The following is a 12,689-nucleotide window of genomic DNA, read 5'->3' as shown; positions in this document are numbered from 1 at the left end:
GCCACGCGCACCTCAATGCGACGACACGAACACCGCATCCTCGAACGCCTCCGGAATCGCGAAGCTGTCGCGCATGCGCTGCGTTTCCTTCGCCGGCGTCAGGCCGAACAGACGCTTGAATTCCCGGCTGAACTGCGACGGGCTCGTATAACCGACCGCGTAGCCGGCCGCCTCGGCCGTCAGATCCTGGCGCACCATCAGCAGCCGCGCCTGATGCAGGCGCGTCGACTTCAGGTACTGCATCGGCGACACCTGCGTGATCGCCTTGAAGTGGCTGTGAAAGCTCGGCACGCTCATGCCGGCCTCGTCGGCCAGTTGCGATACGTCGAGCGGCTGCGCGTAATCGGCATGGATCACGCGCAGCGACCGGCCGATCCGGCCGAACTGCCCGCGCATCGCGAGTGCGCTTCGCATCGCGCTTCCCTGCGCGCCGGTCAGTACGCGGAAATACAGCTCGCGAAGCAGCGCCGGGCCGAGCACCGCGGCTTCGAGCGGCCGCTGCATCGCCTCGACGAAGCGCAGCACCGACGCGTGCATCGCTTCATCCATCGGCGTCGACATCATGCTCCTGGGCGCCTGCACGTGTTCCGCCACGCCTTCGCGGTCGATCTGCGCCGCGAGCTCGGCGGCCATCGTGAAATCGAGGTGCAGGTACAGCGCGAGAAGCGGGCGCTCGGGCGTCGCGTCGGTTTCCATGCTGAACGGGACGGGCACGGACACGGCGAGGTAGTGGTGCTCGTCGTATAGATAGCGTTCGCCGCCGAAGTAGCCGCGCTTGCGGCCCTGGCACACGATCACGATGCCCGGGTCGTACAGCACCGGCGTGCGCGACAGCGCGCGGTTCGAGCGCAGGATGCGCACGCTCGGCAGCGCCGTCAGGTTGTAGCCTTCGTCGGGCGCCAGCGCGCGCAGCAGCGTGACCAGGCGTTTGCGGTTTCGCGGTGACGGCGACGACGGCGACGACGGGTGTCGGGCGGAGGAGGGCTCGGCGCTCATAGTTTTGTGCAAGAAATCAAGCGGAATCGCGCTTATTCGACGTTGATCGTCAGACTAGTATGCATGCTTCAATCGACATTCGGGAGAAGCGAACATGGCATCCGGCAACATCATGCTCATCACCGGCGTCAGCAGCGGCTTCGGCCGCGCGCTTGCACGGGAGGCGCTCGCGGCCGGCTACACGGTGGTCGGTACCGTGAGAAGCGCGCAGGCGGCGCGGGAATTCGAAGCGCTGGCCGCGCAGGCGGCTTTCGCGCGTGTGCTCGACGTGACCGATTTCGACCGCATCGACGGCATCGTCGCGGAAATCGAAGCGAACGTCGGGCCCGTCGACGTGCTGGTGAACAACGCCGGCTACGGGCACGAAGGCATCATGGAAGAAGCGCCGCTCGCCGAGATGCGCCGGCAGTTCGACGTGAACGTATTCGGCGCGGTCGCGATGACGAAGGCCGTCGTGCCGTTCATGCGCGCGCGCCGGCGCGGCCGCATCCTGAACATCACGTCGATGGGCGGCCACATCACGATGCCGGGAATCGCTTATTACTGCGGCAGCAAATTCGCGCTGGAAGGCATTTCCGAAACCCTCGGCAAGGAACTCAAGCCCTTCGGGATCGCCGTGACGGCCGTGGCGCCCGGTTCGTTCCGCACCGACTGGGCCGGCCGCTCGATGGCGCGCACCCCCCGCTCGATCGCCGACTACGATGCGATCTTCGACCCGATCCGCCAGGCGCGCGAGGAGAAGAGCGGCAAGCAGTTGGGCGATCCCGCGAAAGCCGCGCGGGCGATGCTCGCAGTCATCGCGACGGAACATCCGCCCGCGCACCTGTTGCTCGGCAGCGATGCGCTGCGGCTGGTGCGGAACAAGTTGGCGGCGCTGGAACAGGAAATCCGTGCATGGGAGGCCGTGACGGTGTCGACGGACGGCTGACGATCGGTCGGGCGGGGCGCGCGAATCCGGGTGCCCCATTGCCGGTGTTTCGCACGGGCATCGTCGACGCGACGCCGCACGGCAAGAATGTGCGTCGATCGACAGTCGGTGCGACTTGCCGTGCATCTCGGCCGGGCGCACCGGCGTCGTTCGGATCCCGGGCGTTTGTTTCCCGTCAGTGGATGGTCGGCGGTCGCGGCGCACCGCTGCATCGCGGTTTCACAGTAATGGCTGATAATGGCTGCCGGCCGTTACGCCGAGTTCGTCCACCTCACAGGAGTCAATCGCGATGCCATACGTCACTACGAAGGATAACGTCGAGATCTTCTACAAGGACTGGGGCCCGAAGGATGCACAGCCCATCGTCTTCCATCATGGCTGGCCGCTGTCTTCCGACGACTGGGATGCGCAGATGCTCTTCTTCGTTCAGAAGGGCTATCGCGTGATTGCGCACGACCGGCGCGGCCACGGCCGGTCGGCGCAGGTGTCGGACGGCCATGACATGGATCATTACGCAGCGGACGCGTTCGCGGTCGTCGAGGCGCTCGACCTGCGCAATGCGGTGCATATCGGTCATTCGACCGGCGGCGGCGAAGTGGCCCGCTACGTCGCGAAGCACGGTCAGCCGGCCGGTCGCGTCGCGAAGGCGGTGCTGGTCAGTGCGGTGCCGCCGCTGATGCTGAAAACCGAATCGAACCCCGAAGGCTTGCCGATCGACGTGTTCGACGGCTTCCGGAAGGCGCTCGCCGACAATCGCGCGCAGTTCTTCCTGGACGTGCCGAGCGGCCCGTTCTACGGTTTCAACCGTGCCGGCGCGACGGTGCATCAGGGCGTGATCCGGAACTGGTGGCGGCAGGGGATGGCGGGCAGCGCGAAGGCGCACTACGAAGGCATCAAGGCGTTTTCGGAAACGGATCAGACCGACGACTTGAAGTCGATCACCGTCCCGACGCTCGTGCTGCATGGCGAAGACGACCAGATCGTGCCGATCGCGGATGCCGCGCTGAAGTCGATCAAGCTGCTGCAGAACGGCACGCTCAAAACCTATCCGGGTTATTCGCACGGCATGCTGACGGTCAATGCGGACGTGCTCAACGCCGACCTGCTGGCGTTCGTGCAGGCGTAACGGTGTCGGCGGCGATCCGGCAGCGCCGTTGGAAACGGCTGCCGGATCGCCTGCCGCGTCCATCAGTCTTGATCGCATCGAAGCGGACGCCCGGATACGTGACCTGAAGCGGAATTTTGTGACCGATCTGGCAGTGAGTCTCGCGTCGATATTGTCGGAATCCAGCCGGGCTCGACGGACCGTGGCCGGAGGCTGATAGCGAGGCGCGCGATGGGGCCGGCGCTCGTTGTAGAACTGCCGCCGGCGCTCGATGAGCACCCTGGCCTCGGCACAGTGGTGGAACCATTCCCGGTTCGGCAATTTGACATGCAGCCTGCCGTTGAAGTTCGCGACGAACCCGTTTTGCCACGGACTGTCGGGCGCGATAAACGTCGGACCGATTACGGCATCCCGCAGCCAGCGCATGACCTCGGCAGCGGTGAATTCGGAGCCGTTGCCACCCGGCGATTCAGCCCCGGATAACAACATGCGTTGCATTGCGATAGCCGCCGCCGAGTCTGTTCTCCGATTCCAACTCCTTGAGCCGACGGGCGTCGATTACATCCATGCCGCCGAACTTGTCGATCGAAAGAAGCGCCGCGTTGCGGGCGTGAGTGTGTCATGCCTCATCGTTTTTGGAACTGCAATAAACAACGGGGCTGGATTGAAAAATGAAAATCCAGCCCCTGGCGCCGAATGTCGGTAATTTGAGGATTGTTTATAGTTTATCGAATGGCAAAGCGGGTGGCAGGTGAGCCATTCGCACAATTATTGCCATAGATAAACATATTTCTATTTTCGGAATATGCCGAGTAAATCAGCGGATAAACTTCCTTGGCGCCGAATGAATAGACTCCGTCGGCAATGGTCACCAGCAGGTTGCCCGTGGCGTCGGTTTCGATCTTGTCGATCTTGCCGGCCTTGCAAAGTGCCTGCGCGGAAGCGAACGAGGAGGCGAGCATCAGGGCTGAAAACAGCACGGTCGCAATCTTTTTCATGTTTTGTCCTAGGGTAATAATGAGTGGGGTAACGCGGTTTGGTGTTGCATTGCCATGCCCGGAACTACATGCCTGATTTTCCAGATCGATGATTCTCGAGTGTCGAGAAATCTGCGATGGCCTGGTCAGGATTAAAAACTCAAGACAATTGATTATTGAAATAATCTTTTCGGCGCCGCCGTTATCTCGTCGATTTGGAATCGTGATGTTGCGGCGCGGAACACAGACTATTGATTGAAATTGATGGATTCCAATCGAATTAATTTATCGTCAACTTGATCCGATAATTTTTCGTATTAACTCTGTTTTCGTAAATTTTCCGTGAGGTTGTTTTTATTTATTGATTGCTGTTGGAATTTGAATAATCGAAGGTGAATATTCATTCGATGGTTGATGGTGTGGTGCGCTGGCAGGCCGAGCGCACGGGATCCATGCCGGAAATGTTGACGGTCAAGTGGAGCGGCACGGGCCGGAATTCATGTCTTGCCGTGTACCGGGGAGCCCCCGACGACATTCGGCGTCGTCTTTTCGGTCGCGAACTTCGAGCGCGATCTCCGGCGCTACGGATGAATCGCACGGCAAACGGCTGCCGGATCGCCGGCCGCACGTTTCGGCGCAATCCGTTGAAGCGTTTGCCCGGATACGTCAGCCGCGGCATCCGGCTTTCGAGGAATCCGTGCAGTTCGCGCACCTGCGATCAGCCATTCGTCGAACAGCTTCACGCAGTGCGTGTTCTCGCCGAACTTGCCTGCGCCGAGCAGGATCGCGCAATCGCAGGATTCGCGGAAAAGATCGACGGTATCGACATCCATCCATACGCTCGCGATCTGCGCCGCGAAGGCGGGCCGCGTCTCGCGAAACGTGGCGAGCGCATCAACTGCGCCGGGGACTTGCGTTTGATATGTCCAATGGCTTTCCCTCGCTTTCGTCGGCATGAGGCTGCCGATGCCGCCTGGACGCGATGCGCCGGTATGTCGACCGGGCGCTCAGGGCGCGGTACCGGTATAGCGGCCCGGACGATGCCATGCGACGACCATCGCGCTCATGGCGACGGCGCTGATCGCCGACCAGCCGACGCGATCGGCCTGAATGACCAGCGTGGACGTCAGCAGGATCATCGCGTCGATACACACTTGCGTAATACCGGCGTTAACGCCTCGCACGCGCTGCAGCCACAATGTGACGACACCGGTGCCGCCGACGCCCGCGCCGTGCCGCGCGAGCGCGAGAATGCCCATGCCGCACAGCGTGCCGCCCACCAATGCCGCGAACAGCGGGTTCACGAAGGCAATTTTCAGCGTCCGGGGCATCGCCGCGAGGGCAAACGTGATGCCGCAGCTCGCGATCGTCGATTTGATCGCGAAACGTGGCCCCATCACGACGTGCGCGAAGATGAAGAACGGCAGGTTGACCAGCGTGAAGATCGTACCCACCGATAATGGACAGACGTACGAGACGAGCAGCGCAATGCCGGCGATCCCGCCGGTGACAAGTCCGGCCGCCTTGAGCAGGACGAGCCCGATAACCACAAAGGCCATGCCGACTATCATCCCGTAGATGTCTTCGAGCACGGAGTGCGGCGTTGCGCTTGTGTCGCGTGTCGGAACGGCGCCGGATACGACGCTTGATTCATGCTTCATGATGTCTGCAGCCACATCGGGACGGCGGATCGAATCCTCCCAGAGCGATCGCGCCGCAGGTTACTGATACGTGCCGATGTCTCCTGGCGGCGCGCGTCAGGCAGCTTACTCAGGCAATATTATTTGGGCAAATGGCTCAAGCGACGTCGCGAGCGTATCCGGAAATCATCGGCGGGGCGAGCGACGTGGAGAGGCAGGCGCAGTTTGTTGGCAATGCAGAGCGGATTTTTCGCATCCGATACTCCAGCACGCGGACGACTACGAAGTCGACGCGTATCGCCGCGATCGCGTCGTACTCGAGTCGGGCGTCGCGGCGTGGGTGTACGTGGACGCCAGTTCGCCGCCCGGACCGAATCCGGTTCGCGGGCGGGACCAATGTTGGCGCGTTTCCGCCCGCTAGCCGTTGCGCAGGAACACGACATAGCCGCGGAACCACGGATTGGTCGCGAGGTACGGCGGCGCGTCCCACTCGCCGCCCTGGATCACGCCGATGCGAAACGGCAGTTGCAGCCGCGCGACGCGCGGCAGGTAGGCCGCATAGTCGGGGATCGTGCTGCGCCCCTGGTAGGTCTGCACGACCACCTCGTCGACGATTCCCCTGAGCTGGTTGACCTGGTCGGCATCGATGCGGCTGCTCCAGTCGAGCAGCCCCGTGATGCTCAACCGGCAATCGGCGGGCAGGGTCTCGCGCAGCGTGCGCAGGAATTCGACGTAGTCCTGCAGATGGCGCGTACGCGCATCGAAGTCGATCTGGATACCGGCGATCGTGCGGCCCGACGCACGCCAGCGCGTGAGCTGCGCCAGCATGATCTGCGTGACGCGCGGCGTCCAGCGCAGCGTATGCGCACGATAGACGAGCCAGACGCGCGCGTTCGGCGCGGGCGGCAGTGCGACACCCTGCGCGATGACGCGTACCTGCGATTCGTCCCGCGGCGACGCTTCGATCTGCCCTTGCAGCACGTAGACGGCGCGCGCGCCGTGTACGACCGCCTGCGGCTTCACGCCGGCCCACAGCCAGAACGCGTCGTACTGCGCGGCATCGACGGTGCCGGCCAGCGCGACGCGTCCGGCCAGCAGCAGCGCGATGCACGCGATGCGCTTCACGCCGCGCTCACCAGTAGTAGCGGAGCTTCTGCGCCCACGGGCTGCCCGGATAGGTGGCCTTCAGCGTATCGAACCAGCGCTTGCGGGTGTTCTTCGGTACGTCCTTGCCGCCGCATTCGTTGCTGCCCGACGGCGCATAGCACTTGATTGCGCGGTAGAACGCGTAAGCGCGGTCGTTCGGGTTCGCCTGCGCATCGGCCATCACCGTCACGTAGCTCGACATCCGCTCGTACGGCTTGCCCGTGAACTGCGACGGCGCCCCGCCGAGCGTCGGCGGCATACGCGTGGCGGACGCCGCCGACGCGTTGCGTATCCACGGCGGCACTGGATCGCCTTCGAGCCCGGACGCGGGCGGATGGAGACGCACCAAATCGGCGAGACAGTTCAACCCTTTCGCGTCGCCGGGATTCTGCTGGAGCGCCGCGGCGATGTCGCGTGCGGACAAACACGCGTAACCGTCTTCGTTTTTGGCGCCGGGTGCGGTGAACGGCTTCAGCGCATCGGCGGGCGCGCCGGACACCAGCGCGGCATCGGCGATGAAGTCGGCGTAGTGCGAGCGCGTGAGCTCCTTGTACAGCAGCGTGTACAGCGCGGTGTCGCGCAGCAGGCCGCCGGTCGCCTGGTTCTGCGCCTGCGCGCGCAGCAGGTCCGCATTGGCCGTGCGCTGCAGCAGGACCGCACGGATCGCGGCGTTCTGCACGAGCGAATCGTCGGCGAACACGTCGTTGACGAGCCCGGCCTGCTCCAGGTTGATCGCGAGCGCGAGTTCCAGCGCTTCGCGCTGGAAGCGGAATTTCGCGAGCGGGATCAGGTCGCGCCACAGCTGGCGGGCCTTGTCGGTCTGGCCGCTGTCCTCCAGCGCGAACGCGCGCAGCGTCTGCTGGCTCAGGCCGAAGTAGTCGAGCGGCGCCGCAGGCGCCTGCGGCAGCAATTCGAGCGCGGCGTCCGGCTTGTGCCCGATATACACGTACCAGGTCGCGAGCAGATAGTCGTGGAGCGCGGGCGCGTTCGCGAAGCGCGGCTTCTGCGCCTGCAGATCGTCGAGCGCCAGCGGCTTGTCGCGGCTCGAGTCGCCGCTGTTCGACGTGCGCATGCGCAGCAGGTCGACGGTCGCGAGCACGGTCGGCGACTGGATCTGGCGCGCGTCGAGCTCCGACCCGAACAGCAGCTTGCTGTCGAGTTCGTTCGCCAGTTGCATCAGCGGCACGTTCGAGGTTTTCGGCGACCAGCGCGCGAGCGCGTTGCCGTACAGGTCGGCCTGCTGCGTGACGTTGCCGCCGAGCCACGCGACGCGCCGCAACAGCCCCGCCGCGGACACCGCATAGCGCCCCTGCGGATACACCTTCAGGTAGGTGCGAAACACCGTGTTCGCGGCGTCGAGCGACACCTTTGCCACGCGAGCGCGCGACGGCGTGGGGCTGTCGTTGTCGAACACATTGGCCTGCGCCGCGTTCAACTGCGCGCGCCCGGCCATGTAGAGGCCGGTTTCCTTCAGCCACGGGTTCGCGCTGTGCGATGCATTCGCGAACGCTTTGGTCGCGGTGAGGAAGTCGGCGCGGTAGAACGCGTTCGTGCCGTCGAGGTAGGCCGCGAACTGCTGGCCGAGCGGCGACTTGACCGGCGGCTTCGTCCATGCGGCGCTCGCGCCGCCCGCGGCGCAGGTCTTCTGCGCGATGTCGGCGCGCGCCGCGCGCAGGCGCGCGGCTTCGTCGGCGGGGATGCCGCCGGCACCGCTAAGTGCGTCGTTGAACGCGTCCGCGCCGGCGTTCATGCTGCGGCAGATGCTGCCTTCGCCGTCGGCGTACCGGTTCGACGGCGCATCGGCATCCGACGCGCCGCTCGCCCGATCGGGCTGTTTCTGGCCGATGTCGATCCACCCGGAAAAGTCCAGCGGGAACGGCACGATGATCTGGTTGATCCGGTCTTTCGCCGGGATCGTCTTCGGGTCCGGGAACACCTGCGCGACCTTGCCGCTGTCGACCATCAGCAGCATCGCGTTGATGCGCGTGTCGTTGGCGGGGCTCAGCATCGGCAGGTTGCCGCACGAGTAGCCGTTTTGCCGGAGCGTGGCCGGTGCATAACAGCTGTCGTCGCTGCTGGCATGGGCGGCGGGGATCCAGAGCAGGCCGGCCGCCAGTGCGGCGAGCAGGTTTCGGTTCAGCGTCGGTTTTGTTGGCATTTTTCTTGTGCTGGGGTGGGGCCGCGATGGCCGGTTCTCTCAGGGGGCATCGTGCCCCGGCGCGTATCGTACCAAACGGGCGGGGGCGGATAACGCTGGGTTACATCGCGCTCAAGTTCGCAAGTTGCGTCGATCGCCGGCCCGGCTAAACGGAAGTTCAGTCAGCGTGGGCGTAATGCCATATCGATTCGGGATGCAAACTACCTGAGCGGGTGCGTTGCCGTTGTGCGGCAGCCCGGCTCGCGCATCACGCACACACGCTGCTTGCAACGTCACCTTCATCTACGTCGTCAATCGCGGCCCGCAAGTCGTCGATCGCCACCATCAGTTCGCGGACCTGCCGCAACGACGGGTATTGATGCAACACGGCATGCCATTGCGGCAGCGTCAGCAGCGCGTGCCAGATGACGCCGAGGCCGCGTGGATCGGCGTCCGGCTGCCGTGCGAGCGCGCTTGCGTATTCGAGGCTCGCCTGCGCCGACAGCAACTGCATCCGGCTCGCGGCACCCAGCAAGCGCGGCGTCGCGTCCGCGGACGCATCGCAGCAATAGAGCACTTCCCGTTGCAGCGCCGCGTCGTCGGTCGTCAACGCGCGCAGCGACGCGCCGTGCACGCGCACCGTGCCCTGGTGCGTCTCGAATGAATAGATCGTGTCCGCGTCGGCTTGCGCGAGCAGGTTCAGGCCGCGCAGCAGCCGCGGCAAATCGGTCGTCGCGGCATCCGCCGATGCCTTCGCTTCGACGAGGAAGCGAACGTTCCATGCGGGCGCCGGTTCGTCGCCACGCGTGCGTTCGAGCAGGATCGCGTCCCATTCGGTCTTTGCGCGATCGTGCCGGCCCGGTATCGATGACGGCACGCGCATCGATGTGACCACCCGGTACGTGCGCCGCTCGTCCACGGCGTCGAGCCTGCCGGCCAACGCGTCGAGCACCTGTGCGGCCAGCGCTTCGACGGCCGCGCCGCGCTGCTGCGACGCGACGCCCTGCGCGACCGCGATCGTGCTGCCTTCGAGCGGACCCTGGCGCACCCACAGTGCGTGGTATCGCCGGACGTGCGCGTCCGACGCCAGCGCATCGAGACGCAGCAGGCGTTCGAGCGCCGCACCATCCTTCAGCTTGACGATGTCCTGCGCGAAAGCGGCGTCGGTCGCCATGTCGGGCAGCACGAGCAGTTGCTGCAGCGTCGCGTGGAGATCGGCCCACGACGCGGACGTTGCGGCCGCATGCAGCCGCGCGAGCCCGTCGCGTTGCCACGCCTGGGCGCTGCGCTCGAGTTTGGCCGGATGCGCGATCGCGTTGACGGCCGAGTGCAGCGCGCGCCGGTCCTGCTCGGCGTGCGCGTGCAACGACGCGTATTCGCGCACGCTCGGCGCGTCGTGCCGCAGTACCGCGGCCTGGAAGGCGGGATCGCCGGATTGCCTGTCCATCGCGTCGCGGATCATCCGTGCGAGCGCATCGACGAAGCGTTGCTGCAGTTCCGCGCCGGGAGCTTGTCCGTCGCTCCGCAACCGGCGCGCTTCCTCGATCACGATGGCAAGGGTGGCGGCCGGGTTCGCGGCTTCGGCCGGCGACGACGCGCTGTCGAGCGGCGGCAGCCGATAACGGCGAGCGACGGTGCGCAGGACTTCGTCGAGCAGGGCGGGAAGCGGTGTCAGCGACATGGCGGGTATCGGGGTGGAAGCGGTTCGTGCGATCGGGGTCGGGGCCTGGGCGAGCGATGTTGTGCAACGTTAGCACGCCGGGCTGAAGGGAGAGGCCGGCCTCGCGACGATTCTCAATTCCGCTTCGCCTGTCCTCGCGTTTCTCGGCACCCGGCTGATTACCCGTGATGAACCACTGACGCCGCGGAAGCTGCGCGGTGTCGTCGCGGGGCTCGTCGGCATCTCGCGGGTGGTCGGCGTCAGCGCATTCGAAGGACTGGGGCAGCAACGCGTGCCGCAACTGGCGATCGTCGCGGCGACTGTCTGCTGCGCGGATGCCGCGATCGACGGGCGGTCGTTCAACCGGCTGTCGCCCGCGGCGCCGGCCGCGGGCTCCGTCATCGTCGGCACGATCGTGCCGGTCACGCCGTCAACGTCACCGACAAACTGCCGAGTTCGCCGAAGCGGACCGTCAGCGCATCGCCGAGCGGCACGTCGATCGCGCCCGCGTACGAGCCGGTCGTCACGATCTGGCCGGCGCGCACCGCATCGCCGCGCGACGCGAGGAAATTGACGAGCCACACGAGCGGCTTCAGCGGATCGCCGTCCGGATGGCGGCCGTCGATCGCGCGGTTCAGCGCGCCTTCAAACGTCAGCGCCAGCGTCGCGAGCGGCACGTTCAGCCCGTCGTGCACGACGGGGCCGACGCACAGCCCCTGGTTGAACTGCCCGTCGGCGAGCAGCTCGAACTTCGACGCGCGCGCCGGCTCCGCATAACGACAGCCGAGCACTTCGAGCACGATGCGCACCTCGCGGATCGCGCCGCGCACGTCGTTCTCGTCGTACGGCCGTTCGCGCGCGGGCAGGTCGCGGTCGAGCACGAACGCGATTTCCGGTTCGATCCGCACGATCGGCCCGCCGACGACGCGGTACGGCGCATCGGCTTCGCGGATCGTCGACGCGAAGATCGGCGCGAGGATCACGCGGTCGGGCGGCGGCAGCGCGCATTTCCATCCGCCGACGGGTTCGCCGAGCAGGTCGGCGACGCGCTGCTGGATCGCCAGCGCGGTGTCGACGTCCTCGGGGCGCAGTGCATCGGGCAGCAGCGGGCCGGGCGAGCCGGCATGGCGGGCGGCGACGAGATGCTGGGCGGCGCCGTCCACGCGTTCGGTAGTCGTTGTCATGTCGGTTGAGCGAGTTGAAAGTGAGCCGGCAAAAAAGGGCCGGACGAAAGTCGAAGCTTTGATGATAGCGCCTTCGGCACGATGGCTGCTCGATCCGGTCGCGTATTGGCGGCCCGCGGCCGCCGCACGCCACTCTCGGGATCTCCGCTGGACTGTCGGCTTGCCCCGGTGCCAGCAAGCCCGGCACGTTGTGCGACGCAACAGGGAAAGCGTCTTCCCGAGTGAATCGAACGACGCGAAATGCGGGTTTTCCGTGCTGCGCGGCGGCCGAACGCCGCGCGCGTGGCGGGCGCCTGCGTCGCCGGGGCGCGGATCGAATACCGGCCTGGCTTGATCGTCATCAACAACCGAACCCGCCAGCCGCCGATGATGGCGACATAGCCGCGCGCGATACGGCGCGCGGCAGTTCACCCCAGCGAGGTTTGCATGTACGAGAAGATCATGGTGGCCGTCGACGGCAGCGCTACGTCGAAACAGGCGCTTGCCGAGGCAGTGAAGATGGCACTGGCGGGCGACGCGCACGTCAGCGTCGTGTATGTGGTCGACAAGTCGGTGCTGTTTACTTACGCGGGCCGTTTCGACCCGCATGCGCTCATCGAGGAAATCCGCGCCGACGGGTTCAAGGTGCTGCGCGAAGCCGAACAGGTCGTCGCGGCCGCCGGCGCGAAGGGCGAGGCCGAACTCGTCGAGACCGAGAGCATCGGCGAGGACATCGCGGAACGCCTGCAGCGTTATGTGAAGGAACGCGGGATCGATCTCGCGGTGGTCGGCACGCACGGGCGGCGCGGCATCCGGCGCATGCTGCTCGGCAGCGTCGCCGAGCGCTTCGTGCGCGGCTCGAAATGCCCGGTGCTGCTGATTCGCGGCGACGATGCCGACGTGCCGGCCGCGGCCGCCGCAGCATAACGCGGCGGGT

At 65.7% G+C, this 12,689-nt stretch carries 12 protein-coding genes and 1 pseudogene; 3 read left to right on the top strand and 10 right to left on the bottom strand.

What is annotated here, in order from left to right:
• Positions 1-12: 12 nt before the first annotated feature.
• Positions 13-996: an AraC family transcriptional regulator gene (locus OEJ37_RS01575; RefSeq protein WP_263342963.1), complete on the bottom strand. Its 984-nt coding sequence runs from the start codon at positions 994-996 to the stop codon at positions 13-15.
• Positions 997-1,090: 94 nt separating this feature from the next.
• Here OEJ37_RS01575 and OEJ37_RS01570 point away from each other — a divergent pair, with 94 nt between their 5' ends.
• Both OEJ37_RS01570 and OEJ37_RS01565 read left to right on the top strand, forming a co-directional pair.
• The gene (locus OEJ37_RS01570; RefSeq protein ID WP_263342962.1) at positions 1,091-1,924 is read left to right on the top strand and encodes an oxidoreductase; all 834 of its coding nucleotides are present in this window, start codon (positions 1,091-1,093) and stop codon (positions 1,922-1,924) included.
• A 289-nt stretch (positions 1,925-2,213) separates the two neighbouring features.
• Positions 2,214-3,050 (top strand): alpha/beta fold hydrolase, encoded by an 837-nt coding sequence (locus OEJ37_RS01565; protein ID WP_174418478.1) that lies wholly within the window; start codon positions 2,214-2,216, stop codon positions 3,048-3,050.
• Positions 3,051-3,179: 129 nt separating this feature from the next.
• Here OEJ37_RS01565 and OEJ37_RS01560 read toward each other — a convergent pair.
• The 9 genes and pseudogenes from OEJ37_RS01560 to OEJ37_RS01520 form a co-directional block, all read right to left on the bottom strand.
• Positions 3,180-3,485: pseudogene (locus OEJ37_RS01560) on the bottom strand (integrase core domain-containing protein); the annotation flags it as partial.
• Positions 3,486-3,754: 269 nt separating this feature from the next.
• Positions 3,755-4,027, bottom strand: a complete 273-nt coding sequence (locus OEJ37_RS01555) for a hypothetical protein (RefSeq protein ID WP_174418479.1) — start codon at positions 4,025-4,027, stop codon at positions 3,755-3,757.
• A 560-nt stretch (positions 4,028-4,587) separates the two neighbouring features.
• Complete coding sequence (locus OEJ37_RS01550; RefSeq protein ID WP_263342961.1) at positions 4,588-4,839, bottom strand: hypothetical protein; 252 nt, start codon at positions 4,837-4,839, stop codon at positions 4,588-4,590.
• 174 nt (positions 4,840-5,013) lie between these two features.
• Complete coding sequence (locus OEJ37_RS01545) at positions 5,014-5,667, bottom strand: YitT family protein (protein ID WP_263342959.1); 654 nt, start codon at positions 5,665-5,667, stop codon at positions 5,014-5,016.
• Positions 5,668-6,063: 396 nt separating this feature from the next.
• Positions 6,064-6,771 carry a DUF3142 domain-containing protein gene (locus tag OEJ37_RS01540; RefSeq protein WP_263342958.1) on the bottom strand — a complete coding sequence of 236 codons (708 nt, stop codon included), beginning with the start codon at positions 6,769-6,771 and terminating at the stop codon, positions 6,064-6,066.
• Positions 6,772-6,778: 7 nt separating this feature from the next.
• Positions 6,779-8,950: a hypothetical protein gene (locus OEJ37_RS01535; RefSeq protein WP_263342957.1), complete on the bottom strand. Its 2,172-nt coding sequence runs from the start codon at positions 8,948-8,950 to the stop codon at positions 6,779-6,781.
• A gap of 247 nt (positions 8,951-9,197) precedes the next feature.
• Positions 9,198-10,610 carry a 3-deoxy-D-arabino-heptulosonate 7-phosphate synthase gene (locus OEJ37_RS01530; RefSeq protein ID WP_263342956.1) on the bottom strand — a complete coding sequence of 471 codons (1,413 nt, stop codon included), beginning with the start codon at positions 10,608-10,610 and terminating at the stop codon, positions 9,198-9,200.
• Between the two features lie 69 nt (positions 10,611-10,679).
• Positions 10,680-11,015, bottom strand: coding sequence for a hypothetical protein (locus tag OEJ37_RS01525; protein WP_263342955.1), 336 nt, complete (start codon positions 11,013-11,015; stop codon positions 10,680-10,682).
• Complete coding sequence (locus tag OEJ37_RS01520; RefSeq protein WP_174418483.1) at positions 11,012-11,773, bottom strand: 2-keto-4-pentenoate hydratase; 762 nt, start codon at positions 11,771-11,773, stop codon at positions 11,012-11,014. The genes OEJ37_RS01525 and OEJ37_RS01520 overlap by 4 nt, the downstream gene beginning before the upstream one ends.
• A 426-nt stretch (positions 11,774-12,199) precedes the next feature.
• On the opposite strand from OEJ37_RS01520, the gene OEJ37_RS01515 reads away from it, so the two are divergent.
• On the top strand, positions 12,200-12,679 hold the full coding sequence (locus OEJ37_RS01515) for a universal stress protein (RefSeq protein ID WP_152862293.1): 480 nt from the start codon (positions 12,200-12,202) through the stop codon (positions 12,677-12,679).
• The last annotated feature ends 10 nt before the right edge of the window (positions 12,680-12,689 follow it).

The sequence above is a fragment of the Burkholderia sp. BKH01 genome, from assembly GCF_025685725.1.
GTDB classification, from domain to species: Bacteria; Pseudomonadota; Gammaproteobacteria; order Burkholderiales; family Burkholderiaceae; genus Burkholderia; species Burkholderia pyrrocinia_C.
Note: the sequence above shows the minus strand (reverse complement) of the source record. Positions and strands in the feature narration are given on the sequence as shown.

Excerpts from the sequence above, each read along its gene's own strand:
- OEJ37_RS01555 (WP_174418479.1), bottom strand. The coding sequence starts at position 4,027 with ATGAAAAAGATTGCGACCGTGCTGTTTTCAGCCCTGATGCTCGCCTCC.
- OEJ37_RS01530 (WP_263342956.1), bottom strand. The coding sequence starts at position 10,610 with ATGTCGCTGACACCGCTTCCCGCCCTGCTCGACGAAGTCCTGCGCACC.
- OEJ37_RS01565 (WP_174418478.1), top strand. The coding sequence starts at position 2,214 with ATGCCATACGTCACTACGAAGGATAACGTCGAGATCTTCTACAAGGAC.
- OEJ37_RS01550 (WP_263342961.1), bottom strand. The coding sequence starts at position 4,839 with ATGGATGTCGATACCGTCGATCTTTTCCGCGAATCCTGCGATTGCGCG.
- OEJ37_RS01575 (WP_263342963.1), bottom strand. The coding sequence starts at position 996 with ATGAGCGCCGAGCCCTCCTCCGCCCGACACCCGTCGTCGCCGTCGTCG.
- OEJ37_RS01570 (WP_263342962.1), top strand. The coding sequence starts at position 1,091 with ATGGCATCCGGCAACATCATGCTCATCACCGGCGTCAGCAGCGGCTTC.
- OEJ37_RS01520 (WP_174418483.1), bottom strand. The coding sequence starts at position 11,773 with ATGACAACGACTACCGAACGCGTGGACGGCGCCGCCCAGCATCTCGTC.
- OEJ37_RS01515 (WP_152862293.1), top strand. The coding sequence starts at position 12,200 with ATGTACGAGAAGATCATGGTGGCCGTCGACGGCAGCGCTACGTCGAAA.
- OEJ37_RS01545 (WP_263342959.1), bottom strand. The coding sequence starts at position 5,667 with ATGAAGCATGAATCAAGCGTCGTATCCGGCGCCGTTCCGACACGCGAC.
- OEJ37_RS01535 (WP_263342957.1), bottom strand. The coding sequence starts at position 8,950 with ATGCCAACAAAACCGACGCTGAACCGAAACCTGCTCGCCGCACTGGCG.